The organism is Nocardia sp. NPDC005746 (assembly GCF_040630785.1).
Lineage (GTDB): Bacteria > Actinomycetota > Actinomycetes > Mycobacteriales > Mycobacteriaceae > Nocardia.
Window position 1 is genome coordinate 151,566 of the sequence record NZ_JBEXYE010000005.1, and the last position, 24,948, is coordinate 176,513.

Below are 24,948 nucleotides of genomic sequence, written 5' to 3' on the forward strand. Positions count from 1 at the left end.
GGCCGAGCCGGTCGGCCGCGCCGGGTCGTATCGACCGGGCGCTCCGCGCGACTGACGGCGGAGCCGGAGTCAGTCCCCCACCGCGACCTCGAACCGCATGACCGTGAGCGGCAGCCCCGAATCGGTGTGCCAATCGCGTTCCGGCACATGCGCGAAACCGAACCGGTCGTACATGCGGCGAGCGTCCTGCATGGTCGGCATGGTGGTGAGAACCACCGCGTCGAACCCCTCCGCGCGGGCGGTCTCGATCACCCGTTCCAGCAGGGCACGGCCGATGCCGAGGCCGCGGGCACGCTTGGACACCGCGAGCATCCGGAACTCCAGCTCCCCGGGCCGGGCGATATCGGCGAACGGCGTGCCCGGCCGGGCCATGGTCAGGGAGCCGAGCAGTTCCTCGCCGCGCACGGCCACCAGGATCTCCGCCGACGCCGCGCGGGTGGCGGTGTCGGCGAGCTCCGCGACGTACAGGCTCTGGGGATTCACATGTCCCTCGCCCACGTACACCTCGACGGTCAGCGCACCGACCGCGGCGAAATCTTCGACCTCGGCATCCCGAATCACCACGGCGTCACCGTCCGCGCCCATCACCACAACTCCGTCCTCGATCGATCCCACACCGTCATCCCGCCGTGGCCCGGCATCCGCGCTCGGCCGCGAACACCCACCGGTGCGGGCAGCGCACGAGTACGCTCCGCACCGGCACCTGGCGGTCGCTACGACACCGCCTCGGGGCCGCCCTCGAGGAGTTTGACGAAGCCTGTTTCGTCGAGGATCGGGACGCCCAGTTCCTCCGCCTTGTCGGCCTTGGAGCCGGGCGAGTCGCCGATGACCACGAAAGCGGTCTTCTTGGAGACGGATCCGGCGGCCTTGCCGCCGCGGATCAGGATCGCTTCCTTCGCGCCGTCGCGGGTGAAGGTCTGCAGCGAACCGGTCACCACGATGGACAGGCCCTCGAGGTTGCGTTCGATGGACTCGTCGCGCTCGTCCTCCATGCGGACACCGGCGGCGGCCCACTTGTCGACGATGTCGAGATGCCATGGCACGGTGAACCATTCGGTGACCGCGGCGGCGATGGTCGGGCCGACGCCGTCGGTGGCGGCCAGCTCCTCGGCCGAGGCCTCGCGGATGCGGTCCATGCTGCCGAAGGCGGTGGCCAGGGCGCGGGCCGCGGTGGGACCCGCGTGCCGGATGGACAGGGCGACCAGGACGCGCCACAGCGGGCGATCCTTGGCGGACTCCAGATTCTCCAGCAGGCGTTTGCCGTTCTGCGACAGCGTGCCCGCTTTGTTGGTGAACAGCGTGGTGGTGAGCAGCGTCGCCTCGTCGAGGGCGAACAGGTCGCCCTCGTCGGCGATCGCGCCCGACTTCAGCAGGTCGATGGCGGCCTCGTAGCCCAGCGCCTCGATATCGAACGCGCCGCGCCCGGCCACGTGGAACACCCGCTCCCGCAGCTGCGCCGGGCAATACTGCTGATTGGGGCAGCGGATGTCGGCGTCGCCCTCCTTGGCGGGGGCCAGCTCGGTACCGCATTCGGGGCAGTGCGTGGGCATCACGAAGGCGCGCTCGGAGCCGTCACGTGCGTCCACCACCGGGCCCAGCACCTCGGGAATCACGTCACCGGCCTTGCGGATGGTGACGGTGTCGCCGATGAGCACGCCCTTGCGCTGCACCTCCGAGGCATTGTGCAGCGTCGCCATGGCGACCGTGGAGCCCGCCACCGTCACCGGCTGCATGACCGCGAACGGCGTAACCCGGCCCGTGCGACCGACATTCACCTGAATGTTGAGCAGCTTGGTGGTGGCCTCCTCCGGCGGATACTTGTAGGCGATGGCCCAGCGCGGCGCGCGCGACGTGGCGCCCAGGCGGCGCTGCAGGCTGAACTCGTCGACCTTGACGACCTGGCCGTCGATCTCGTGCTCGATGTCGTGGCGGTGCTCGCCCCAATAGTTGACGCGGTCGATCACCGCGTCCGCGCCCCGCACCCGCACCGTGTGCGCCGACACCGGCAGACCCCAGGCGGCCAGCGCGCGATACGCCTCGTGCTGCGACTCCGGCGCGAAACCGTCCAGGCGGCCGAAGCCGTGGCAGATCATGCGCAGCCGCCGCCGGGCCGTCACCGCCGGATCCTTCTGGCGCAGCGAGCCGGCCGCGGTATTGCGCGGATTCGCGTACGGCGGTTTGCCTTCCGCCACGATGGAGGCGTTGAGCGCTTCGAAGTCGGCCAGCGTCATGAACGCCTCACCGCGCACCTCGAGGAGCTTCGGCGCCGGGAACTCGTCGCTGTGCACCAGCTCGTGCGGGATGTCCTCGATGGTGCGGGCATTGAGGGTGACGTCCTCACCGGTGCGGCCGTCGCCGCGGGTGGCGCCGCGCACCAGCCTGCCGTCCTCGTACACCAGGTTCAGCGCGACGCCGTCGATCTTCACCTCGCACACGTAGTGCAGGTCGGTGCCGGCGTCGGCCTCCACCTTGGCGATCCACTGCCGCATCTCGTCCTCGTTGAACACATTGTCCAGCGAGTACATCCGCTCCAGGTGATCGACCGGCGCGAACTCCGTCGTGAAGCCGCCCCCGACCAGCTGGGTCGGCGAGTCGGGAGTCCGCAGATCCGGATGCGACTCCTCGAGCGCCACCAGCCGGTTGAACAGCTCGTCGAACTCACCGTCGGTGATGATCGGCGCGTCCCGCACGTAGTAGCGGAACTGGTGGTCGCGAACCTCCTCCGCCAACCGCTGCCACTCGACCCGCTCGTCCCCGCTCGCCGCGGTGATCTCCTTGCCCGATTCGCTGCCCGATTCGCTCACAGAAGGCACTCTATCCCGCCCCACCGACAGGTTTGATCAAACATTCCCGCACGTCGAGCCGCATTCGCGCGGGACCGGAACGGCTCGTCGCCGAGTCGCCGCGACCGCGTCGCGGCCCTCGCGCACGACCGTTCGCGCTGTCGCGCAGCGTCATTCGCGGCCCGCCCGCGATCCGACCGCCACGTCCGAATAAGGTGAGTCGCATTTCCGACCCGCGACCGGCAGGATGTCCAGGGTGTTGCGTAGTTTTCAGGTGACGAACCATCGGTCCCTCGCCGAACCGCAGGAGCTGCGGCTGACCCGGGGTAGCGGACCGGTCGCCACGCCGGTCACCGCCGTGTACGGCGCGGCCGCCACCGGCAAGACCGGCCTCATCGACGCGCTCGACCGCATGCGCGACGCCGTGCTGAACTCTGTCACCGGGTGGGACCCGTACTCCGGGCCCGACCGCACCCCGCATCTCGGATTCTCGGATCGCCCTTCGGAATTCGTGGCCAACTTCGTCGCCGAGGGCTGCCCGTACACCTACGGTTTCCGGCTCGACAATGCCGATGTGGCGGCGGAATGGCTGCACTCGCATCCGCACAATCGCAAACGGGTGGTCTTCGAACGCGCCGGAGACGACATCCGGATCGGGCCCATGTTCGAGGCCGCCCGGTACGGCCTGGGTGCGGTGGTGCCGCTGGTGCGGCCGAACGCACTGCTGCTCAGCCTGTCCGGGCAGCTGTACGCCGAACCGCTGGTGCCCGCCTACCGCTGGTTCCAGTCGCTGCTGGAAGTGCAGTGCGGGCAACCGGATCCGCAGGAGATCGCGCACCGCGTCGGCTCGCACATCTCGCGCTCCACCGATCACGCGGTGCGGCTGCTGACCCTGCTGCGCGGCGCCGACCTGGGCATCACCGATCTGCTGCTGCCCTCGGACGATCCCATGTACGCCGACTACCTGCGTGACCTGGACACCGACATCTCGTCCACCACAAAGGAAATCGAGAACTGCACGGTGTCGGCCAACTACGCCGAGGAGATGTTCCTCGAGCACGGCATCACCGTCACCCTGCTGCAGCGCGAACTGGCCAACCTCTACGCCGCCCGCGACGCCCTGTACTCCCGCATGGTGGCCCGTCGCGGCGTCGGCCTGGGTCTGACCCACGAGGGCATCGAGACCGCCTTCGACATCGCCGACGAGTCCAGCGCCACCCTGGCCATGCTGCGCCTGCTGCCGCCCATGCTGGACGCCCTCGACACCGGCGGCGTGCTGGCGGTCGACGATATCGACGCCGCCCTCACCCCCGAGACCGCCGACAGCCTCATCCAGCTGTTCCAGAACCCCGAAACCAATACCCAGGGCGCGCAATTGGTGTTCACCACCGCCAACCGCACCCTCATCGACCGCGGCAACGGCCGCTCCCAGTCCAAGCGCACCACGGTCTGGCAGCTCCGCCGCCACCGTGGCGTGTCCGAACTCACCGCCCACTAACCGCTGTCCGGGGCCGGACGCGACGCCGCCTAGCATGGACTCCATGCTCATCCAGCTCGCGTTCGTCCTGCTGATCGGCGGCGCCCTGGCCGCGACCGTGATGTACTACCGCCGCGCCAACGGCGGCGGCGGTCGCGCCCTGCCCGGCTTCGGCGCCCCCGCCGAACTCGAATCCGGCACCCTGCACGTCACCGGCGTGAGCCCCCGCCCCGCCGAGCTCGGCGAGCAGTACGTCACCATCAGCGGCAGCATCTCCGGCCCCACCGTGGTGGCCCACGAGGTCTACGGCCGCTTCGCCTGGGACGTCAACCAGTGGCCGTCGATCGGCGACCGGATCCCCGTCGCCTATCCCACCGGCAAGCCCGACAAATGGCAGCTCGGCCACCCGGGCGCCCGCCCCTACTTCGGCTCGAAGCGGCCGAAGGATCAGGGCTGATCCTCCGGCCACGGGGTCATCGTCCGCGGCGGACGGCCGCGATATTGCCGATGCGGGGGTCGAGGGGACCGACCGGGCGGTCGAGGTGGGCCGTCATGTCGTTCCAGCTGTGGAACTCGGTGGACCAGCCGAGAGAATCGAGCCAGGACTGGACGTCGAAGTCCTGGGACGTGGTGATGGGGGCCGGGTCGGAGGCTTGGTCACCGGCAACCAGGCGGCGCAGGTCGCGGTACTGCGGGGCGTCGGGGTCGACGACGTAGCAGGCCGCCCCGAAGCGGCTGCCGGGGGCGGAGAGGTCGGTGAGGGTGCGGACCACGCGCTGGTTCCAGTCCTGGTTCAGGTATCCGAGAGAGCCCTCGTCCACCCAGTAGGTGGGGACGCTCGGGGTGAAACCGGCTGCCAGCAAGGGGGTTCGCCAGTCGTCGCGGAGGTCGGAGACGACCACGTGGCGATGGCAGGCGGGGGTGGCGGGCAGGGCCGCGAGGACGGGCTCTTTGAAGGCGAAGAGCTCCGGGAGATCGATCTCGAACACGTGGGTTCCGGGCGGGAGGGGCATGCGGTAGGCGCGCGTGTCCAAACCTGCTCCCAATAGGACGATTTGGGCACAGCCCGCGGTGATCGCCGCACGGAATCGCTCGTCGACCAGGTGCACGCCGACGGTGCGGCCCTCGTAGAACTGGTCGGCCACGGCCTCCACGCGGGCCCAACGGCCCGGCTCGAAACCCGTGCGGGCGGCAGCCACGAAGGCCGCGGCTTGCGGGTCGTCGTAGAGGCGGTCGGGACGTGCGGACTCCCGCGCCCGGATGACGGCCACCCCGATCGCCGTCATTGCCACGCCGTCGACCGGCACTTTCGCTGCTGATTCGGTCATGTCACTGCTCCCCGCGCGTGAATTAACTTGCCGCCCGGCTAGGTAAATGGCGGTGAGGGAGACGCTAGGCTTTTACCTTGCCGGGCGTCAAGCAAAATGGCCGGGCGTCGAGCAGAACGAAGGGATCCGATGGACGGGCGTCGCAGTGACACGCGGGAGCGGATTCGGGCCGTCGCCATGGAGCTGTTCTCGGAGCGGGGATACGAGAAGACCTCGTTGCGGGAGATCGCCGAACGCCTGGGAGTCACGAAAGCCGCGCTGTACTACCACTTCCGGACCAAGGAAGACATCGTCGCCAGTCTGTCGGAGGATCTGCGGGGCGGCATCGACGAGATCGTGACCTGGGCCGAGGGTGCGCCCGTGGGTCGGGAGCGGGCCCGGGCGATCGTGATCCGGTACGGGGCGCTGCTGCACAGTCTCGGCAAGGACATGATCCGGTTCTGGCACGAGAACCAGCCCGCGTTCCGGGACCTCGGGTTCGGGACGAGCCTGCGCTACCAGTTCCGGGTGCTGGCGGACCTGATGAGCGCGCCGAGCCGGGAGCCGCTGACCGTGTTCCACGCCCGGCAGGCGCTACTGGCCATCAGCTGGAGTCTGTCCATGATGGGGGACCTGGAGCTGTCCGACGAGGAGAGCAACGCGGCGGCCGTGGCCATCGCACTCGACATCGTCGAGCGGATGTAGCGGCTACTCGAAGGTGAGGGCCTCGGGCTCGTCGGCGTAGGCGCGGGCGGTCTCCGCGGCCAGGCTCACCGCGCGGCGGGCCCAGGACAAGGAAGCGCCGGCCAGGCCGCAGGCCGGGGAGACCAGGATCTGGTCGGCGAGCAGGCGGCGGGGAAAACCGAGGCGGTCGATCAGGCGCACACCGGGTTCGGCGATGTCACGCCAGGTGACCGGCTTGGCCGGATCGGCGGTGGAGACCAGGCCGAGGACCAGATGCTTTCCGGCGTCCAGCAATTCGCCGACGCGGTCCAGGTCCCGGGTGCCGATCGCGGCCAGGTCGAACCCGATCGCGCTCGCGGCGGACTTGCGCAGGAAGCCGAGCGCGGGGCGGTCGGCGCAGGAGTGAATCAGGACCGGGACCGACTGCCACGCGGCCACGGTGTCGAGCACGTGCAGGGCCTCGGGTTCGGGCATGGCGCGCACCGTGTTCAGGACGCTCACGCCCTTCAGCGTCCCGCTCAGGACGGCCGTCAGGTGGGGTTCGTCGATCTGGAGGATCACCTGCGTGCCGAGTCGCTTGGAGACCTCGGCGACGTGATTGGCGATGCCCTCGGCCAGGGACTCCGAAAGGTCGCGCAGCGCACCGGAATCGGTGAGGATGCGATGCCCGCCGGGCAGTTCGACCTCCGCGGCGACCGACAGCGGGCCCGCCACCTGCACCTTCACCGGGTGACCGGATCCGGCCAAACCGCCGGTCTCCCAGGCCTCTTCGAGCGCGTCCAGATCGGTGCGCAACAGGTCGCTGGCGCGCCGCGAGACCGCGCCGGGCCGCGCGCCCAGCCGGTATCCGCGGGTGGTGCTGTCGAACTGCATGTCCACCAGCAGCCCGGAGACCCGTCCGATCATGTCCGCGCCCATACCGCGGGCGGGCAGTTCGACCAGGTGCGGCAGCTGACCCAGTTCCCCCACCACGGTCGCCGCCGCCTCGCGCGGGTCGGCGCCCGGCCACGAACCGACGCCGGTCGCGGTGCCGCCGGGCAGCGCGAAGGCGTTGTCACTCACCGGCATCGCCGCGATCGGTCTTCCCGCTCGAGTTCGTGTACCAGTCCCAGCAGGTCGTGTTGACGAACCAGTCCCAGGTCTTGCCCGCGGTGCCCTCTGCGGGCGCGCCGGTGGGGATGCGGCCGCGTTCGGCGTAGGGGGCGACCCGGACGGTCACGGCGCGCTTGCGCCCGGAATGGTCGGGGTTGCGGTCCGACGAGGGTCCGGTCCCGGCGTCGTGCGGGCCCTCGGGGCCGGGTTGCGCTTCGCCGGGCTGGAATTCGCCGGTATCGGCGCGGGCGGGCTGCCCCACCGGGTCGGCCGAGGCCCGATTGGCGCCCTTGCCGAGCCGGACCTTGCCGGGGCCGCGCTTGGGCCGCAGACCGGCCGGTTGCGCCAGACCGGTGCGCCACACGATCCGGCCACCGAGAACGGGCCGGATCTGTCGTGCCACATAGGACTTCGCGCCGCTGCGCGAGGGACGGTCGCTCACCGGGCGCTATCCGAGACCAGTTCGCTTGCGTACGAGTGCGGTTCGCGTTCGGTGCCGGAGATGGTGCCGCTGCCCAGCACCTCGTCACCGTCGGTGTCGGGGCGGTAGAGGACCACGGCCTGGCCGCGGGCCACCCCGGTCAGCGGCTCTCTCAGCCGCACTACCAGGCCGCCGTCGACGGCCTCGGCGACCGCGGGGGCGGTGCCGCCGTGGGCCCGCACCTGGGCGACGCATTCGATGGGGCCGGAAGGGGTTTCGCCCGACGTCCAGATGGCGCGGTCGGCGAGCACCGTCCACACCTCGAGGTCCTTGGCCGAACCCACGTGCACGTCGCCGGTGTCGGGGTCGATGCCGGTGACGTAGCGCGGCTTGCCGTCGGCGGCCGGGCCGGGCAGGCCCAGACCCTTGCGCTGGCCGATGGTGAACCCGTGCACGCCCTCGTGGTCGGCGAGCTTGGTGCCGTCGGCGTCGAGCACCGCGCCCGGGCGGATGCCGATCTTCGCGCCCAGGAAGGCCTGGGTGTCACCGGAGGGGATGAAGCAGATGTCGTGGCTGTCGGGCTTGTCGGCGACGGCCAGCCCGCGTTCGGCGGCCTCGGCGCGGATCTGCGGCTTCGGGGTGTCGCCGACCGGGAACATGGCGCGCGAGAGCTGATCCGCGGTCAGCACGGCCAGCACGTACGACTGGTCCTTGTCCGCGTCCACGGCCCGGCGCAGCACGCCGTCCGCCAAGCGGGCGTAGTGCCCGGTGACGACGGCGTCGAAGCCGAGCGCCGCCGCGCGGTCGGCCAGCGCCGAGAACTTGATCTTCTCGTTGCAGCGCAGGCACGGGTTGGGGGTCTCGCCGGCGGCGTACGCGGCGACGAAGTCGTCGATCACGTCCTCCTTGAACCGGTCGGCGAAATCCCAGACGTAGAACGGGATTCCGAGCACGTCGGCGGCCCGCCGGGCGTCACCGGCGTCCTCCTTCGAGCAGCAGCCGCGCGATCCGGTGCGTAGCGTGCCCGGGCTCGCCGACAGCGCCAGGTGCACGCCGACCACCTCGTGTCCGGCGTCCACGGCGCGGGCGGCCGCCACGGCGGAATCCACGCCACCACTCATCGCGGCAAGTACTCGCATCTAGAAGCCTCCCTTCGCTCCGGCCAGTCCGGCCGCCTTCGCCCGCTCGACCACCTGCGGCAGCGCGGCCAGCAGGGCGTCGATATCGGCGTCGGTCGAATCGTGTCCCAATGAGAATCGCAGAGATCCACGCGCGCGGCCCGGTTCCACGCCCATGGCCAGCAGCACATGGGAGGGTCCGGCGACTCCGGCATTGCACGCGGATCCGGTCGAGCATTCGATCCCGGCGGCGTCGAGCAGCATCAGCAGTGAGTCGCCCTCGCAGCCCGGGAACGTGAAGTGGGCGTTGCCCGGCAGTCGCCGCTCACCGGTCCCGCCGTTGAGCACCGCGTCCGGCACGATGGCGCGCACGCCGTCGATGAGCCGGTCCCGCAGCCGCTCCAATTCCACCGCGCGCAGCTCCAGGCCCGCCACGGTCTCGCGGAGGGCGGCCGCCAGGCTCACCGCCGCGGGCACGTCCGAGGTGCCTGAGCGCAGATCCCGCTCGTGCCCGCCGCCGTGCAGCAGCGGCACCGCGGGCACCTGCCGGCCCAGCAGCAGCACCCCGACCCCGTGCGGCCCGCCGACCTTGTGCCCGGCGAAACTGGCCGCCGCCAGCCCGCTGGCCGCGAAATCGATGGGCAGCTGGGCGGCCGCCTGCACCGCGTCGCTGTGCATCGGCACGTCGAACTCCTGTGCCACCGCGGCCAATTCCCGGATCGGCTGGATCGTCCCGACCTCGTTGTTGGCCCACATGACACTGACCAGCGCCGTCTCCTCGGCGTACGCGGCCAGCGCGGCCCGCAGTGTGCGCGGCGACACGACGCCCTCGGCGTCGCACTCCAGCCACGTGACCCGCGCGCCCTCGTGCTGTTCGAGCCATTCCACGGTGTCCAGCACCGCGTGATGCTCGACCGCGCTCACCAGGATCCGGTTCCGCTTCGGGTCGGCGTCACGGCGCGCCCAGTAGATCCCCTTGACGGCGAGATTGTCGCTCTCGGTCCCGCCCGAGGTGAAGATCACCTCCGAGGGCCGCGCCCCGAGCCCCGCCGCGATCGACTCCCGAGCCTCCTCGAGCAGCCGCCGTGCGGCCCGTCCCGACCCGTGCAGCGACGAGGCGTTGCCCGTCACCCCCAGCGCAGCACACATGGCCTCGACCGCGACCGGGAACATCGGGGTAGTCGCCGCGTGATCGAGGTAGACCGTCTGGGCACCGACCGGACCCGGGAAAGCCGACTTCATGACCGTCCAAGGATAGCCGCCGCCGTCGCGTCGGTATTCCCGCCATACCCGTGGGCCGGTTCACCAGTCGAACAGGTCCTCGACGATCTCCTCGCCGACGGCGAAGCCCGCGCCCAGGGCCAGGCCCTCACCGACCGACTCCAGGAGGCCGCCGCCCGATCGGGACCCGGGCGTGGGCTGCTGCCGCAGTTCGAGGATGGCGGTCCGCACCTCGGTCAGCCAGTCCCGCGCGTCGCGGTCGACCCGTGCGGTCGGCTCCATCCGATGCGCCAGCGTTTCCAGCCGCGCGATCGCCGGGTTGTTCATGGTGTCCTCCTTCGTGGTGGTGTGCCGTCGCTCCGGCACGCACACGACGATGGCGGCGGCCGCTGACAGCCCGCCGACCGCGCGCTGACAGCGGAGACCGCCGAGTGCTCGAGGCTGTCAGCGGCCGGGCGGGCGGCTCAGCTCGATCATCGAGAAGTCCAAAAGCAGCGAGCAGACCCGAACCACCACGAGGCCGACGGGCGCGGCCAGGTCGCGGTAGTGGGTCAGGGTGCCGACATTGCAGAGCATGTGGACGCCCCAGGCGGGAGCGAGGGACGGGGCGTCGTCGTCGGGGAGGAGACGTAGTCGAAGTGATGGCTGCCGAAGTGATGGTCGAAACCGGCGGCGCCGGTACGGACCGCATGGTCGAGGTGGGCGAAGGACCCGGAGAACGCTCCCCCGTACAGGCGGGCGAGCGGTTGCAGGGAGCGGGCGGCCGTGCTCGACAGCAGTGCGCCGGAGTCGGTGAGTTCGTAGCCCTCGCCGCAGACCCGGACGATGTCGAGTTCGCAGAGGTAGCGGAGCAGCCGGGACAGGTTGTCGACATCGGTGGCGGGCAACTCGGCCAGGGCGGCGACCGAGGCGCCTGGGGGTGGCAGCCAGCCGGTCGGTCGAAACCCCGCTTCCCATAACACAATTCGAACCCGACCTCGGGCCCGCGGAATTCGCAGACATCGTGCTCGCGACCGTGACGATCCAGACCGGACGCCAGTCCGTGCGCACGCAGCACCGCGACCGCGTCCGGTGCCAAAAACCCTGCTCGGGAACGATTCTCGGCCCGGTGCCGACTCCGCCGCTCCAGGATCGTGCACGCGATGCCCGCCGCGAGCAGCAGGTTCGCCAGGACCAGGCCCGCGGGTCCCGCGCCCACAATGACCACCTCGGTGTCGATGTCGCCATTCTCGCGACCCATCGACTCCACGTTGTTCACGAAACCGTCCTAATCGAAAGGAAAGTGGTGACGCAGACGAATGCCGGGCCGATGTCACTGGGCTTGACGAGTCGAATACGGGATTGCTTCGCATCACGCGTCGCGGGCGCGCCGCGCATTCTTCACAAAAAGTACAAGTCGCACAAAAGAAATGGCGCCGGCGCCGATGCGAACGCATCGGCACCAGCGCCACGGGAGAACCGGTGAATTCGAACCTAGCCGCGCGACGACGGCAGACGCCACGCGTGGATCCGCTGCTCCGACAGCACCGCCAGGGCGCCACCGGACAGCAGCTGGTTCAGCCGCGGCAGCGCCTGCTTCAGGACCGTCACCTGATCGTCGATCGTGGCGTCCGCCGAGTGCAGCAGCACCACGCTCGGCACCGACGTGCCCGCGACGAGATCGGGAATGCAGGTCCGCTCGGCGGTCACCAGAGCGCGGCCGCTCGACTTCGCCTGCTCCAACGCCCGCCGGTTGTCGCCACCGAACAGGCCGATGTCCCGCGCGTGGGCCACGTCATAGCCCGCGGCCTCCAGCCGTTCGGCCAGCCTGGGGCTCAGGTTCTCGTCGACCAGCAGCTTGGTGCCGACCACCACCGGCGAAAGACCCTGCAACGCTTCGCCGTAGGTGATGTCGAGGACGGCGCCGTCACCCAGACCGCGGAGCATGGTGTCCAGCTCGGGGTCGGCCGTCAGCGGCGCGGTGGTCATCCTGCCGCGCCTGCCGAGCCCGGCCACGCCGACGGCTCCGGCGCCGGGCGCTCCCGCGGCTGCCAGACCCGCCTTCCTGCCCAGGTTGCCGGTGCCCGCGGCGGGGTCACCGACCGCGCCCGCAGCCCGGGATGCGGTGCCCCGCACATCGAGCCCGCCGCCCCGCGCGTCCAATCCGCCACCCGTCATGCGCATCGTGTTGCTCTGCACCTCCGCTACCAGGCCCTTGACATCACCCACGGGCGTGGCCGGGGCGACCGTGGCACTCGTGCGGCCGGATCCATTGCCGTCCCGGAACTTCCGCCACGCCCACACCAGCAGGGCGAGCAGTCCGATGATCGCTGCCGCGATGGCCAGCAGCGCGATCAGCCACCACCAGCCCATATCGTCCTTGAACTTGGTGAACCAGCCCTCGGCCTGGCCGGTGCTCGGCGCCGACATCCCCGGGAGCTCGAAGGACCCGTCGGGCATCTTCACACCGCCACTGGGAAACACGATCGAACCGTCCGGCATCTTCACGGTGCCGTCGGGCAGCCGCACCGCGCCGTCGGGCAGCTCGAGCACACCGTCCGGCATCCGGATCAGACCGTTCGCATACCGCAGCGACCCGTCGGGCAGCCGGACCGCGTTCTCCGGCAAGGTGATCGAGCCGTCGGGGAGCTTGATGGAGCCGTCGGGCAGCACGACATTCCCATTCGGCAGCTGGAAGCTACCGTCCGGCAAACTGATCGATCCGTCCGGGAGCCGCACCGTGCCGCCGGGCAGGTTCACCGAGCCCTCCGGCAGGTTCACCGTGCCGCCGGGGAGCTGACCGACCACGCCGGGCACCGACAAACCGGCCAACCCGGCGGCCAAACCGCCTGGTACCGTGCCGAATCCGCGCTGCGGGTTCCAGGAGATCTCCGCGGCGCCATTGTCGCCGGTGAACTTCTGGGTGACGGTGCCGTCGGCGTCGACGGTCGCGGCGGCGGCCGGGAAGCCGAGCTCGGCGGCCGGTCCGCCCAGCTTGCGGTAGGCCGCGAGCATCGGGCCGCGGACCACCCACGACTGCCGGGGCGTCCAGTAGATGGCCGCGCCGTCGGGCGCGGAGAAGTCGTTGAACCGTCCGGTGTCTCCGGGCGTCATCGATTCGTCGTTGGCGGGGAAGCCGAGATCGCCGCCGGGCCCGCCGAGTTGCCGATAGTCGGCCAGGATGTCGCCGTAGAGGATATGCGCGCCGGTGGGCTGCGAGTAGTAGATCGCGCCGCCCGCATAGTCGCGGACCGCGCCGCCCGCCACCTCGCGGACGTCACCGGACGGATTGCCGAGCAACGATCCGGTGCCGCCGAACTGCTCGTACTTCCGGGCGATCTCCTCGGCCCCGGACACCTGGGCCTGCGCCGGCGCCACCAGCAGGGCGACGCCGAGGCTCGCGGAGCAGCCGAGCAGCGCTGCCCTGCGCAACCGGACCGAACTGGACAAACCTATGTTTCGCACACCGATCCCCTTTGCCGTGAGAAGGAACGATCAGGCCCATGCACGAACGCAAGCGACCACAGCTCGCAAATCACCAGCTATCGTAGGCGAACACCCGGTCGGACAGTCGACAATCCAGGCCGTCAAGCCAGCAGGTCGGCGGCTTCCATCAAATGGGCGGCGATCCGGCGCGCGGCGGCCGGGGCGAATTCCACGATCTCGTCATGGCCGACGGTGAATTCGATGATGAGCCTGCGGTCATGGCCGCAATTGAAGGCGCACAGCTGGATCTCCACCGAGCGCAGCTCGCCCGATACCTCCACCACCCGCTTCGGACCGTAGTGCACCCAGCCCTCGGGATCGTCGTGGCAGCGGCACCAGGCCGGACAGCGAGCCGGGGAGTCGACGGTCCGATCACACAGCGCCGCTCCGGCACACAACGCCCGCGCGATATCGGAGGCCTGCTCGTCGGTCATCTCGACCCACAGATGCGGGGCGAACACCAGGTCCACCCGCCGGTGTCGCAGCTCCTCACCGGTCGCCCGCAACTGCACGAAACCCGCTGATGTCGAATTCGATACGTCATCGATGTCGAGCATCAGGCCGAAATGCGTTCCCCCGCTGTCGACTCCCGGCGGATCGGTCTCCTCGTGCACCATACACCAACTGGGGCAAGCCAATCCTGTTGTCACTGCGCCTCGCCCCCTTCCGTCGGCCACATGACCGGCGCACATTCATGACGGTAGACAACTCGCGCGGAAACCGCGCAGCAAATGCGAACCTGGCCACAAAACACACCCTGCGCTCGCAGTGCCGCATTTTGGCAATCTGATACGTGTTACATCAAGTGACAATTTCCGGTCGACTCAGGTGAATGGTGCAAATATGCTGAATATCAACTTGAGTCCCGCCTACCGGAGCATGCGACGCGGCAGTTTCGCAACCAAATTAGAACGCGTTACAGTCCCCGAGAGCACGGCTCGGCTCACTCGCTCTTCGCTCCAGGAGGAACTCCGCAGATGTCCGCCCCCGCGCCCGACCAGAGTTGGAAACTCACGGTTTCCGACCGCGACAACGACGAGCTGACGGTACTGCTGGAACACTGGCTGGCCACGCGCGTCGACGCCGACGCCACGCCGCGGGTCACCGGCCTGGTCAAGCCCAATGGCGGCGGGATGTCGAGCGCCACATTGCTTTTCGACGCCGAGTGGAGCGTCGGCGGGGAATCCCGCGGCGGGCGGTTCGTGGCACGGCTCGCCCCCGAGGCGGATTCGTTCCCGCTGTTCGAAACCTACGATCTGGAAACACAGTTCGCCGTCATGTCGGGTGTGGCCGACGCGGTCGACGCACCGCTGCCCGAACTGCACTGGCTGGAAACCGATCCCGGCGTACTCGGCTCACCGTTCCTCGTCATGGGCCGCGTCGCCGGGCGGGTCTGCGAGGATAATCCGCCCTACGTCTTCACCGGCTGGCTGTTCGACGCCACACCCGAGGAGCGGGCGGCGATCACCCGCCACACCGTCGAGGTGATCGCGCAGGTGCACGCCATCGACGAACCCTCCCGGCGCTTCCCCATGCTGGCCGGGGACGGCTCGGCGCTGCGCAGCCACTTCCAGGCCCAGCGCGACTGGTACGACTGGGCGCTCGCCCGCGACGGTTTCGGAATCCCCGTGCTGGAGCGCGCTTTCGACTGGCTCGAGCGCAACTGGCCGACCGAATCCGGCGCGGACGTGCTCACCTGGGGTGACGCCCGGCCCGGCAACATCATGTTCGACGGCGGCGACCCGACCGCGGTGCTGGACTGGGAGATGGCCGCCATCGGCCCGCGCGAACTCGACGTGGCGTGGCCGATCTTCATGCACCGGTTCTTCCAGGACATGGCCGTCCGCTTCGACCAGCCCGGGCTGCCGGACTTCCTGCGGCGCAGCGACGTCGAGCGGCTCTACACCGAGCGCACCGGCCACGCGCCACAGGACATGGACTGGTATCTCCTGTACGCCGCACTGCGCCACGGCATCGTCATGGCCCGCGTCTGGCGGCGCATGATCCACTTCGGCGAAACCACCGAACCCGAGGACCGCGACGACTTCGTCATGCACCGCCCGCTACTGGAAGCCCTGCTCGACGGCACCTACGCCTGGGACTGAGACCGGGCCCGGGGGCTCTCGCCGCGAGCTGATCGAACTGGTCGACCTCGGGCACGACGGCGTGCTCGAGATCGCGGTCGAGCGATTCGGCCTCGACGAAGCGCCCGAGGCCCATCGGCGACTCGCGGCGGGCACGCTGCGGGGCCGCGCCGTCATCGTGCCCTGACCGCGCCGCGGATCACCGATCGGCGGGCTGGGTGGCGGGCGTCCAGGCGAAACCGTCGGGGTCGGTGAAGGTTTCGGAGCCGCCGATGGTGAGCCGGTGGGAGCCGGTGCCGTCGGCGGGCACGCCCGCGTCCTTGGCGAGTGCGCGGCGCTTGTACAGGGCCAGCTTGATCGGGCCCGAGCCGGTATCGAATTCGACGTACACGGGACCGAAGCTCTTGGCCACGGGCAGGCCGTGGTCGACGTAGAAGCGCTTGGCGGCACCGATATTCGCGACGCCGAGCAGCAGGACCAGGGACTCGAAACGCTTGGTCGCGGGGCCCGAGTTCTTCTTGGCGGAGGTGGCGACCTTCCAGATCGCGCCGTCGGGGGCCTGGACCACGCCGCCGTAGCCCCACATCGACTTGGCCGCGGGCTTCAGCACCGTCGCGCCCGCGGCGACGGCCGCGTCGAGGTAGGCGTCGGCGTCCGCCGGCTGGGCGACGGTCAGGGACAGGGTGTAGCCGCGGAAGCCCGTGCTGGGCTCCTGGGCGGCGCGGAACCGCAGCTCGGTGTCCAGGCCGAAGGCGGCGGCGTAGAAGTGCGCGGCCGCCTCGGGATCGGCGACATCGAGAGTGATGAATTCGATGGAGGTCATGTCCACGACGCTACGGTCGCGGGCCTGACCAGTGCTTCTCGATTCCTGATCAGTCCGCGACCGCGCGGTGGGCTCCGTCACTCCCAGCTAGGTCACCGAGTCCAGCGAGGAGAAGACGACCACGTTCGACAGGTAGCTCTTGGCGTTCTTGTCGAAATCGCCGCCGCAGGTGACGACCTGCAGGGTCGCGCCGCCACGAGGGCCGAACACGGTCTGGTCGGGGAACTCCGACTTCAGGTACATCCGCACATCGGTGACCTTGAAGTGCGCGACCTTACCGTCGGCGCGGGTCACGTCGATCATGTCGTCCTTCTTGACCTTCTTCAGGGCGAAGAACACTCCCGGGCCCTTGTAGGAGTCGACGTGGCCGAGGATGACCGACGAGCCCTGCTCCCCCGGGGCCGGACCCTGCTGGTACCAGGCGGCCTGCTGATAGTCGGCGGGCACCTGGACCGAGCCATCGGCATTGAGGCCCACCGAGATCAGCGATCCGGCGGCATTGATCGAGGGAATCGCGAACGACACCGGGGTGGACCGGGTGATCGACCCGGCCGTCTGCACCGCGACCGTGGTCGGCACCCGCGAAGTCGACGGCGCGTCCGAACCGCCGGAGGATCCGCAGCCCGAGACCAGGGCCGCGGTGACCGCCAGCACCGCGGCCACGGCGGCCAACGGTCTGCGGCGGACCGGCTTCGTGCTCATCGTGTTTCGGCGTCCGGTCATCATCGGGCGCCCGCCATGCCACCGGCACCGGTCTCCGGCGCGCCCTTCGGGATCTTGTAGCCGCCCGCCGGGACCGCGTCGGTCGCCGCGATGCCGCCGGGGATGCCGGTGCTCGCGCCGACCGGAATCGTCATGCCGTTCACCACATCCGCGCCCGCGGCCGCGCCGCCGGACACGGTCAGGTCGACGCCGCCCAGGCCGCCGCCCTGCGCCTCGCCACCGATATTCGTGTTGCCGCCGACCTGCACACCGCCGTTGGCATTGCCACCGGTCTGGACACCGCCGCCGATCTGCACGCCACCGTTGGCATTGCCACCGGTCTGCACGCCCCCGCCGATCTGCACGCCGCCATTGGCGTTGCCGCCGGTCTGCACGCCCCCACCGATATCCAGGCCGCCATTGGCGTTGCCGCCGGTCTGCACGCCCCCACCGATATCCAGACCACCGTTGGCATTCCCGCCGGTCTGCACACCGCCACCGATATCGATGCCGCCACCGGCGTTTCCGCCCGTCTGGACGCCACCGCCGACATCCACGCCGCCGCCCGCGTTTCCGCCGGCTTGCGTATTGCCGCCGACCTGCACGCCACCATTGGCATTGCCACCGGCCTGCGTATTACCGCCGACCTGCACGCCACCATTGGCATTGCCACCGGCCTGCGTATTACCGCCGACCTGCACGCCACCATTGGCATTCCCGCCGGCCTGCGTATTACCGCCCGCCTGGACGCCACCATTGGCATTGCCACCGGCCTGCGTGTTACCACCGACCTGCACACCGCCACCGGCGTTTCCGCCCACGTGGGCTCCGGTGTTCACGTCGACGCCGAGCCCGCCCGGGCCGACATTGACATCGACGCCGAGGCCGAGGCCCGGGGCGGGCGCGGTGGTCGTGGGGTCAGCGGTGGCTGACGGCGCGCAGAGAGCTACGGCCGCGGCGATGACCACGGCAGCCGGGAATGTCCTTGCCGACATTGATGTATTCGCTTCCAGACGTCGTTATTCGATTGCCTTGCCGTCGAATCACGCGGGCCGGGCGTTACCGACTGGTCGGCCTGGAAGCTGAGAACTAGCGATAATTAGGGGGTCCCGAGACCGAACGACTGCGCGACCCCCTAACGGACATTCAGCGCAAACCGGTGAAATCCCCTAATACCCTGTGAAATTGATCCGAATCACACCCGGTCGACCGCGGCCTGCCGCGTCGCCCCGGTACCGATAGCTGCGAGGTGCTCCGAGCCGTGGATCACATCGGTGAAGGCACGGTCGACGGTGTCGCCCTCCAGCTCCTGCTCACAGCGCCGCGCCAGCTCGTGCCGGTCGGCGTCCGGGAGCAGTTGCGGCCGCAAGGTGATCTCGGCGACCACGCCCTTGGACCGCAACACCCGCCGGAACGAGTCCGCCAGCGAGTCCACGCCGACGAAGCCGGGGACTGTGGACAGTTCGCCCGCGGCGTTCACATACCGCAGCCGCAGCGGCTGCACCGGCGCACCGGAATCGACGGCCGCCTGGAACAGCGCGGGCCGCAGCGTGCCGTGCGCGCGACCGCACCAGGTGGTGCCCTCGGGGAAGAAGCAGACGCGGTCCCCGGCGGAGAGCCGGGCCGCCATGGTCTCGATGACCGACGGCAGCTGGCGCAGCCGTTCCCGATCGATCGGGATGACCCGCACCTTCTTGGCCACGTCGCCGAGCGCGGGCCACTCCACCAGATCCGCGCGGGCCACGAAGCCCATGGGCTCCACGGCGGTCAGCGCGAGAATGTCGGTCCAGCCGATGTGGCGGGCCACCACCAGGACACCGCCGTCGCGACGGTCCCCGGCGGCACGCTCGTCGGTGATCCGGACCCGAATTCCGCAGCACGCCAACAGGGCTCGCGCATAGCGGCGCTGCAGACCGGTGCGGCGGCGACGCGGCGTGGCGATATGCGCGATCGGGAAACTCAGCAGCACCCCCGCGATGCCGAGCACGCGGGCCGCGACCCGCAGCGTGCCCGCCTCAGCGGGAGAGTCGACACACGAAGCGCCGCACGGGCTGTGGGGCATCCAGGAGTGGGCGGTGGGCTCGGCCGGCGGGCACGAGAGCGCACCGGCCTCGGGGGAGAGCAGAGCGGGCATCATGGGATATCACCGGGCATCCAGGCTGTTGGCCGCGCCCTGCAGGCGCTCCAGGTAGCGGGTGTTGATGGTCTCGAGGCCGAGCAGCGCGACGAAGTCGGCCACCGCGAACTCCGGATCGTGGGCGGGCTCGCCGCAGATCTCCGCGCCCAGGCGTAGGTAGCCGCTCAGCAGCGGCGGCAGCTTCGGACGGGCCGGGGCCGCCAGCTCGTCCAGGCCGCGGCCGTCCACCACGACCGGGTTGTACGGGCGCACATGGCGTTCCGCGTCCAGCGCGTGCTTGCGCAGCAGCAGATCGCGCACGCCGCGCACGTTCACACCGGGCTCGTCCTCGGGCGTCATCCGCATGGGGACCGAGACGCAGCCCATCACCCAGTCGTAGCCGGTGAGCTGGATGTAGTGCAGGATGCCCGCCCACATCAGGGTCAGCACCGAGCCGTTGCGGTGGTCGGGAACCACACAGGCGCGGCCCATCTCGACGATCCGGTGACCGACGGGATCCAGTGCGGCCAAATCGAATTCGGTGGCGGTGTAGTAGCCGCCGGCGGCGGTCACCTTGTCCGGGGGCAGCATGCGGTAGCAGCCGACGAACTGATCGGTGAGCTCGTCGCGCACCAGCAGGTGGTCGCAGTGGTCGTCGAAACGGTCGGCGTCCAGGCCGGTTCCGTTGTCGGGGATGGTGAATCCCGGCTCATTGGCGAACACCTGGTAGCGCAGGCGCTGCGCGGCCTCACGATGCTCGGCATCGGAGGAGACGACCAGGGAGTACTGGGACCGTCCGGTGGTGCGGGGCGGTTCCGGGGCGGGCTTCGACGCGGCTGCCAGCAGGCTGGAATTCGACGCTGCCATGGTGGTCATAGCCTTGATCAAGCCAGTCCCAGACTGCGTCGGAGCGTCCGCCGGATTACCTGCCGATGCCAGTCCGGTGAACGCGACGCAGACCGCACCGGACGTTCATCGAAGCGCCTCTGAACGTTCCCTACCAGGACAAACGCTCGTATCCCTGATGGGTACCGGCGGGTAGGAAAGCCTTTGCCGCGGGCCGGAATCAGGCGGCGAGCCCTCGGCGACGCGGAAGATGCCAGCCTACGCCACCGTCGGTGAAGCTTGCATCCCGGGGGTCCAGTTCCGGAACGGCCGCGGGTCAGTTCCGGAAGAGGAGGGCGGCGTCGCCGAATTCGTGCCACAGATAACCGGAATCGAGCGCGGCGCGGTACGCCTCGCGGACCACCTCCCCGCCCGCCACCGCTTCCAGCAGATGCAGATGCGAGGCGCCCGGGGCATGCCACCCGGTGATCAGCCCGTCCACCACCCGCGCCGGGCGGTCGGCGCTCAGCACCAGATCGGTCCACCCGGCCATCGGAAGGACCCGGCCGTCGACGGTGGCGGCGGATTCGAGCGCCCGCGTCACCGTGGTCCCGACCGCCACCACCCGGCCACCCGCCCGCCGAGTGGCCTCGACCAGCCGCGCGGTCATCTCCGGCACCTCGAACCGCTCCGGACTGGGCGGCTCCCCGGCCTCCGGTGAGGACACGCCCGTATGCAGGGTGATCGGTGCCAGGCCGACGCCGCTCGCGATCAGACCCGTCACCAGCGCCTCACTGAAAGGTCGCCCCGCACTGGGCATTTCGGCGCTACCGGGAACCGTCCCGAAGACCGTCCGGTAGTAGAACGCCGACCAGCGCTCTGCCACATAGGAATAGGTGATCGGCCTGCCGTGCCGGGCGAGCATCGTGCGGACGTCGATATCGATGCCGCCGGGCACCGCGGCCACCTCGGCGACCCACAGCCGATCCCCGTCCGGCAGCCACGGGGCGCGCATCGTGGCGACCTGACCGCCCGGAAGCGCGAGGCGCGCACCGGCTTCCACCGCTGCCCCGCGCCACGGGACACCCGCCGGGTCGCGCAGTTCCACCACCCAGCCACCGTTGTCCAGCCAGGTCGAAAAGTGCAGGACCGCCGACGCACCGCCGTACTCGGCGTCCACGGCCGCGGTGATCATGGCGGAGTTGTTGAACACCACCAGATCCCCTGGCCGCAGGAAGGACGGCAGCTCCCGGAACCGCGCATGGGTGAGCGCCGGGCCGTCGGACACCAGCAGTCGCACCTCGTCGCGGGCCAGGCCACGCGCCTCGGGCGGAGCGGCAGCGGACAATTCGTCCGGCAGGACGAAATCGACGGCGGCGGATTCGAGGGCCACACCGCCACCGGACTTCCCGCGGCTGGGCGGCCCCGTAGCGACGCCCCGGCGGGACCACGGCGAGCCGACCCGCTGCCGCGAAACCGCCGACGTCTCGGCGGCCGCCTGCGGTCCGTCCACCCCATTCGCGCTGATCGTCATGGCGCGACTCGCATGTCCGCGGCGAGGTAGCGCCCGCTCGGGGGGCGGGTTTCCAGGAGGCGCAGCAGGGCCGGGACAACGGTTTCCGGTTCGGGGCGGTCGGAGATGTCCTCGCCGGGGAAGGCCGCCTGGTGCATCTCGGTGCGCATGTCGCCGGGGTCGAAGCTGTAGATGCGCAGGGTGGGGTTCTCGGCGGCGAGGACATTGGTGAGTTGGTCCAGCGCCGCCTTGGACGCGCCGTAGCCACCCCAGCCCTCGTAGCCGCCCACGGCCGCGTCGGAGCTGATATCCACCACGGTGCCGCCCGCCATGCGCAGGGCGGGCATGGTGAGTTGCAGGATCGCCAGGGGCGCGATCACATTCGTGTCGAGGACGGTCGCCAGCTCGTCGAGGGGGTACCGGTCCAGCCTCGGCAGCGGGCTGGGGCCCAGGGTGCTGGCGTTGTTGAGGACCAGGTCCAGTCGCCGCGATCCGACGGCCGCCGCGACGCGCTCCCGGACCGCGGGGTCGGCGACATCGCCGGCGATGGCGTGCGCGCCGGTCGCGGCCCGCACCCGTTCGAGCCGATCCGCGCCGCGCGCGACGATGATCAGCTCCCAATTCCGCTCGGCGAGCGCGAGCGCGACCGCCCGGCCGAAGCCCGCCGACGCCCCGGTGACCAGGGCCCTTCTCGTGTTCTCAGGCATACCGCCATCGTGAAACCTGAAGCGCTGTTCAGGTCAATGACTTTTCGCCCGCAGCGAAGAACCGGGGACACGGCTCATCGCTCCGACCCGTGCGGGCCGGAGCGATGAGCGGTGTCCTCGATGCGTCGGTCAGGCGTTCTCCCGCGCGAAACTGCGCGAGGCGACCAGGATCAGCAGCAGCGACACCGCCACCGTGACCGCGGTCCCCAGGTACACCTCGTGCGCCCCGAAATCACCGCGGAACAGCGCTCGCGCCGCGTCCACGGTGTGCGAGAACGGATTCACCTTCGCCAGGTTCTGCAACCAGGTCGGCCCCACCGTCATCGGCAGCAGGATGCCCGACAGCAGCATGACCGGCACCGACACCGAATTCAGCAGTGAGGCCAGGGTGTCCTCCGAACGAGCCCACAGGCCCAGCGCGTAGGAAGCGGACGCCAGACCCGCGCCCATGACCGCGATCAGCGCCAGCGACAGCACCAGTCCCAGCGGGTCGGGCCGCAGTCCGAAGGCCAGCGCGGCCACCCCGACCAGCACCAGCGCCTGGGCCACCAGCACCACCATGTCCTTGAGCACCCGGCCCAGCAGCAGCGCGCCACGCGAGGCGGGGGTGACCCGCTGCCGCTCGACCACGCCCGCGCGCAGCTCGCCCACGATGCCGAAGCCGACGAACAAGGCACCGAACAAACCGATCTGGATGACCAGGGCCGGGGTCAGGATCTTCCACGGGTCCGCGCCCGGACCCAGAGCGGGCGCGATGCCCTTCACCAGCGGCCCGAACAGCACCAGATAGATGATCGGCTGCATCAGGCCGATGATCACCCACACCGGATTGCGCAGGTTGGCCCGCAGCTGGGACCAGAAGATCAGCCCCGTGTCGCGCAGGAATGTCATGACCGGTCCCCTTCCCGGAGCGAACGCCCGGTGAGCGTGAGGAATACGTCGTCGAGGCTGGGGCGCTTGACCGTGAGCGAACCCGGCGTGATGCCGCGATCACCGAGGGCGCGCAGCAGCGGAACCACCGCGGCGTCACCGTGTTCCACGGTCAGGTGCACGAGACTCCTTCCGGCGTGGCCGTTCTCGTGCCCCTCGGTGCGCAGCCGGGAGCGCAGGTCGAGCACCTCCTGCGCGATGTCCATGGCCAGATCGGCACTGCCGGACTCGATTTCGAGGCTGATCACGTCACCGGAGATGCGGCGCTTGAGCTCGTCGGGCGTGCCCTCGGCGACGATGGTGCCGTGATCCATCACCAGGATGCGGTCGCACAGCGCGTCCGCCTCCTCCAGGTAGTGGGTGGTCAGCACGACCGTGGTGCCCTCGTCGCGCAGCCGCCGGATGTGATCCCACAGGTTGGCGCGGCTCTGCGGATCCAGGCCCGTGGTGGGTTCGTCGAGGTAGATGAGGGTGGGCTGGTGAACCAGACCCAGGGCGATATCGACCCGCCGGCGCTGACCGCCGGAGAGCTGCCCGCACTTGCGCCGCTCCAGGCCGTCGAACTCCAGCGCCTTGGCCAGGTCGGCCGTATTGCGCTGCGCCTCGGCCTTGGAAAGACCGAAAAGCCTGGCCTGCAGGATCAATTCGTCCTCGACCAGCTCGGTCTCACCGGTCGATCCGCCCTGTGGCACGTACCCGATTCGGGAGCGCACGGTGCGCGCCTCGGTGCGCAGGTCCGCGCCGACCACGGTGGCCTCGCCCGCGGTGGGGGCGAGCAGGGTCGAGATCATGCGCAGGGTGGTGGTCTTGCCCGCGCCGTTGGGGCCGAGCAGACCGATGATCTCCCCGTAGCGGACGTCGAAGTCGATACCGGAGACCGCTTGCACGTCACCGGTTTTGGTCGCGAAGGTCCGGGCCAGCCCACGGACCCGGATCACCGGGTCGGTGGGCTCACCACGAACGGGTGCTGTCGTATCCACACCACAACCGTAGAAACGACTTTTCAAATAGTCAAGCTTGACTATTAAAACTTGACTAACGCGGTTGGCGGCTACTTCACCGGCGGCGGCACCGGAGCCCCGCCCATGGATCCCGACCATGCATCCAGCTCACCGCTCTCGATCCGCCGCAACGTCCGCCGCGACCACTCCAGATCGGCCCGCACATGCGCCGCCGCCAGATTCATCGCATCCGCCACGTGATGCGGCTCCGCCTCCCGCGGATCCCCGCTGCCCGCCAGAATCCGCGCCTCCTCCCGCTCCAGGAACACCAGCCGCGCCTCGAACTGGAGGATCCGGCTGCGCAGGGCGGCCATCACGTCCTCCTTCGGCGCGTGCGGAAACAGCGCCACCGTCGCGAAATACGGATGCTTGAACCCCTCCGCCACGAAGAGCGACTCCCGCATCAGCTCCCCGAATTCCTTCTCCCCCTCCGAGGTCAGCCGATACGTCCGCCGCTCCGGCCGCGCACCCTCCTGCCCCACGTCCTCCACCGAGATGTACCCATCCCGCTCCAGGGTGTTCAACGCGCCGTACACCGAACCGGGCTTCACATTGGCCCAGTCGTCGGCATGCCAGGACAGCAATTCGCGGCGGACGTCGTAGCCGTGCACGGGTTGCAGCAGACGCACCACCGCCAGCACCAGCAATCGGGTTGTAGGAACAGCCATATTCGCAGGTT

General features: G+C 69.9%; 26 protein-coding genes and 2 pseudogenes. 5 read left to right on the forward strand and 23 right to left on the reverse strand.

Annotated elements, in window-relative coordinates; translation table 11 throughout:
* Positions 1–69 precede the first annotated feature (69 nt).
* Entirely contained in the window at positions 70–585 is a 516-nt protein-coding gene (locus ABZ412_RS11655; RefSeq protein WP_357279969.1) for a GNAT family N-acetyltransferase, read from the reverse strand.
* 128 nt (positions 586–713) lie between these two features.
* Positions 714–2,771, reverse strand: a complete 2,058-nt coding sequence (gene ligA, locus ABZ412_RS11660; RefSeq protein WP_357279971.1) for an NAD-dependent DNA ligase LigA — start codon at positions 2,769–2,771, stop codon at positions 714–716.
* 286 nt (positions 2,772–3,057) lie between these two features.
* Here ligA and ABZ412_RS11665 point away from each other — a divergent pair, with 286 nt between their 5' ends.
* Together ABZ412_RS11665 and ABZ412_RS11670 are read left to right on the forward strand one after the other, a co-directional pair.
* On the forward strand, positions 3,058–4,281 hold the full coding sequence (locus ABZ412_RS11665) for an ATP-binding protein (protein WP_357279345.1): 1,224 nt from the start codon (positions 3,058–3,060) through the stop codon (positions 4,279–4,281).
* A gap of 43 nt (positions 4,282–4,324) precedes the next feature.
* On the forward strand, positions 4,325–4,717 hold the full coding sequence (locus tag ABZ412_RS11670; RefSeq protein WP_357279347.1) for a hypothetical protein: 393 nt from the start codon (positions 4,325–4,327) through the stop codon (positions 4,715–4,717).
* Between the two features lie 16 nt (positions 4,718–4,733).
* On the opposite strand, the gene ABZ412_RS11675 is transcribed toward ABZ412_RS11670, so the two are convergent.
* Positions 4,734–5,588 carry an SAM-dependent methyltransferase gene (locus tag ABZ412_RS11675; RefSeq protein WP_357279350.1) on the reverse strand — a complete coding sequence of 285 codons (855 nt, stop codon included), beginning with the start codon at positions 5,586–5,588 and terminating at the stop codon, positions 4,734–4,736.
* 129 nt (positions 5,589–5,717) lie between these two features.
* Between ABZ412_RS11675 and ABZ412_RS11680 the strand changes: the two genes are divergently transcribed.
* Positions 5,718–6,272, forward strand: coding sequence for a helix-turn-helix domain-containing protein (locus ABZ412_RS11680; RefSeq protein ID WP_357279352.1), 555 nt, complete (start codon positions 5,718–5,720; stop codon positions 6,270–6,272).
* 3 nt (positions 6,273–6,275) lie between these two features.
* Here the strand turns inward: ABZ412_RS11680 and ABZ412_RS11685 are convergent, their stop codons facing one another.
* The 10 genes and pseudogenes from ABZ412_RS11685 to ABZ412_RS11730 form a co-directional block, all read right to left on the reverse strand.
* On the reverse strand, positions 6,276–7,313 hold the full coding sequence (locus ABZ412_RS11685; RefSeq protein ID WP_357279355.1) for a methionine synthase: 1,038 nt from the start codon (positions 7,311–7,313) through the stop codon (positions 6,276–6,278).
* On the reverse strand, positions 7,306–7,785 hold the full coding sequence (locus ABZ412_RS11690; protein ID WP_357279357.1) for a hypothetical protein: 480 nt from the start codon (positions 7,783–7,785) through the stop codon (positions 7,306–7,308). Before ABZ412_RS11690 ends, ABZ412_RS11685 begins: the two co-directional genes overlap by 8 nt.
* Complete coding sequence (mnmA, locus tag ABZ412_RS11695) at positions 7,782–8,903, reverse strand: tRNA 2-thiouridine(34) synthase MnmA (protein ID WP_357279359.1); 1,122 nt, start codon at positions 8,901–8,903, stop codon at positions 7,782–7,784. Before mnmA ends, ABZ412_RS11690 begins: the two co-directional genes overlap by 4 nt.
* On the reverse strand, positions 8,904–10,124 hold the full coding sequence (locus ABZ412_RS11700) for a cysteine desulfurase family protein (protein ID WP_357279362.1): 1,221 nt from the start codon (positions 10,122–10,124) through the stop codon (positions 8,904–8,906). It abuts the gene before it with no gap.
* 60 nt (positions 10,125–10,184) lie between these two features.
* Positions 10,185–10,469, reverse strand: a complete 285-nt coding sequence (locus ABZ412_RS11705; RefSeq protein WP_357279364.1) for a hypothetical protein — start codon at positions 10,467–10,469, stop codon at positions 10,185–10,187.
* A gap of 78 nt (positions 10,470–10,547) precedes the next feature.
* Positions 10,548–10,679: a hypothetical protein gene (locus tag ABZ412_RS11710; RefSeq protein ID WP_357279367.1), complete on the reverse strand. Its 132-nt coding sequence runs from the start codon at positions 10,677–10,679 to the stop codon at positions 10,548–10,550.
* On the reverse strand, positions 10,655–11,065 hold the full coding sequence (locus tag ABZ412_RS11715; protein WP_357279369.1) for a hypothetical protein: 411 nt from the start codon (positions 11,063–11,065) through the stop codon (positions 10,655–10,657). Before ABZ412_RS11715 ends, ABZ412_RS11710 begins: the two co-directional genes overlap by 25 nt.
* 86 nt (positions 11,066–11,151) lie before the next feature.
* Positions 11,152–11,343, reverse strand: a pseudogene (locus ABZ412_RS11720) (FAD-dependent monooxygenase); the annotation flags it as partial.
* Positions 11,344–11,576: 233 nt separating this feature from the next.
* Entirely contained in the window at positions 11,577–13,547 is a 1,971-nt protein-coding gene (locus ABZ412_RS11725) for a DUF5615 family PIN-like protein (RefSeq protein ID WP_357279372.1), read from the reverse strand.
* Between the two features lie 122 nt (positions 13,548–13,669).
* A complete protein-coding gene (locus tag ABZ412_RS11730; RefSeq protein ID WP_357279374.1) occupies positions 13,670–14,185 on the reverse strand; it encodes a hypothetical protein in 516 nt (171 codons plus the stop codon).
* Positions 14,186–14,545: 360 nt separating this feature from the next.
* On the opposite strand from ABZ412_RS11730, the gene ABZ412_RS11735 reads away from it, so the two are divergent.
* Both ABZ412_RS11735 and ABZ412_RS11740 read left to right on the forward strand, forming a co-directional pair.
* On the forward strand, positions 14,546–15,673 hold the full coding sequence (locus ABZ412_RS11735) for a phosphotransferase family protein (RefSeq protein ID WP_357279377.1): 1,128 nt from the start codon (positions 14,546–14,548) through the stop codon (positions 15,671–15,673).
* A 13-nt stretch (positions 15,674–15,686) separates the two neighbouring features.
* A pseudogene (locus tag ABZ412_RS11740) lies at positions 15,687–15,839 on the forward strand (zinc-binding dehydrogenase); the annotation flags it as partial.
* Positions 15,840–15,851: 12 nt separating this feature from the next.
* On the opposite strand, the gene ABZ412_RS11745 reads toward ABZ412_RS11740, so the two are convergent.
* The 10 genes from ABZ412_RS11745 to ABZ412_RS11790 form a co-directional block, all read right to left on the reverse strand.
* On the reverse strand, positions 15,852–16,475 hold the full coding sequence (locus tag ABZ412_RS11745; RefSeq protein WP_357279379.1) for a VOC family protein: 624 nt from the start codon (positions 16,473–16,475) through the stop codon (positions 15,852–15,854).
* Between the two features lie 87 nt (positions 16,476–16,562).
* Positions 16,563–17,177, reverse strand: coding sequence for a class F sortase (locus ABZ412_RS11750; protein WP_357279381.1), 615 nt, complete (start codon positions 17,175–17,177; stop codon positions 16,563–16,565).
* Between the two features lie 20 nt (positions 17,178–17,197).
* Positions 17,198–18,172, reverse strand: a complete 975-nt coding sequence (locus ABZ412_RS11755) for a hypothetical protein (protein ID WP_357279383.1) — start codon at positions 18,170–18,172, stop codon at positions 17,198–17,200.
* Positions 18,173–18,372: 200 nt separating this feature from the next.
* On the reverse strand, positions 18,373–19,311 hold the full coding sequence (locus ABZ412_RS11760) for a lysophospholipid acyltransferase family protein (protein WP_357279385.1): 939 nt from the start codon (positions 19,309–19,311) through the stop codon (positions 18,373–18,375).
* Between the two features lie 9 nt (positions 19,312–19,320).
* Complete coding sequence (locus ABZ412_RS11765) at positions 19,321–20,169, reverse strand: GNAT family N-acyltransferase (RefSeq protein WP_357096203.1); 849 nt, start codon at positions 20,167–20,169, stop codon at positions 19,321–19,323.
* 286 nt (positions 20,170–20,455) lie between these two features.
* Positions 20,456–21,652 (reverse strand): S-adenosylmethionine:tRNA ribosyltransferase-isomerase, encoded by a 1,197-nt coding sequence (locus ABZ412_RS11770; protein WP_357279387.1) that lies wholly within the window; start codon positions 21,650–21,652, stop codon positions 20,456–20,458.
* Complete coding sequence (locus tag ABZ412_RS11775; protein WP_357279390.1) at positions 21,649–22,338, reverse strand: SDR family oxidoreductase; 690 nt, start codon at positions 22,336–22,338, stop codon at positions 21,649–21,651. The genes ABZ412_RS11770 and ABZ412_RS11775 overlap by 4 nt, the downstream gene beginning before the upstream one ends.
* 129 nt (positions 22,339–22,467) lie before the next feature.
* Positions 22,468–23,229, reverse strand: coding sequence for an ABC transporter permease (locus ABZ412_RS11780; RefSeq protein WP_357096211.1), 762 nt, complete (start codon positions 23,227–23,229; stop codon positions 22,468–22,470).
* Positions 23,226–24,248: an ATP-binding cassette domain-containing protein gene (locus ABZ412_RS11785; protein ID WP_357279392.1), complete on the reverse strand. Its 1,023-nt coding sequence runs from the start codon at positions 24,246–24,248 to the stop codon at positions 23,226–23,228. The genes ABZ412_RS11780 and ABZ412_RS11785 overlap by 4 nt, the downstream gene beginning before the upstream one ends.
* A 71-nt stretch (positions 24,249–24,319) precedes the next feature.
* Positions 24,320–24,937 carry a PadR family transcriptional regulator gene (locus tag ABZ412_RS11790; protein WP_357279395.1) on the reverse strand — a complete coding sequence of 206 codons (618 nt, stop codon included), beginning with the start codon at positions 24,935–24,937 and terminating at the stop codon, positions 24,320–24,322.
* Positions 24,938–24,948 lie beyond the last annotated feature (11 nt).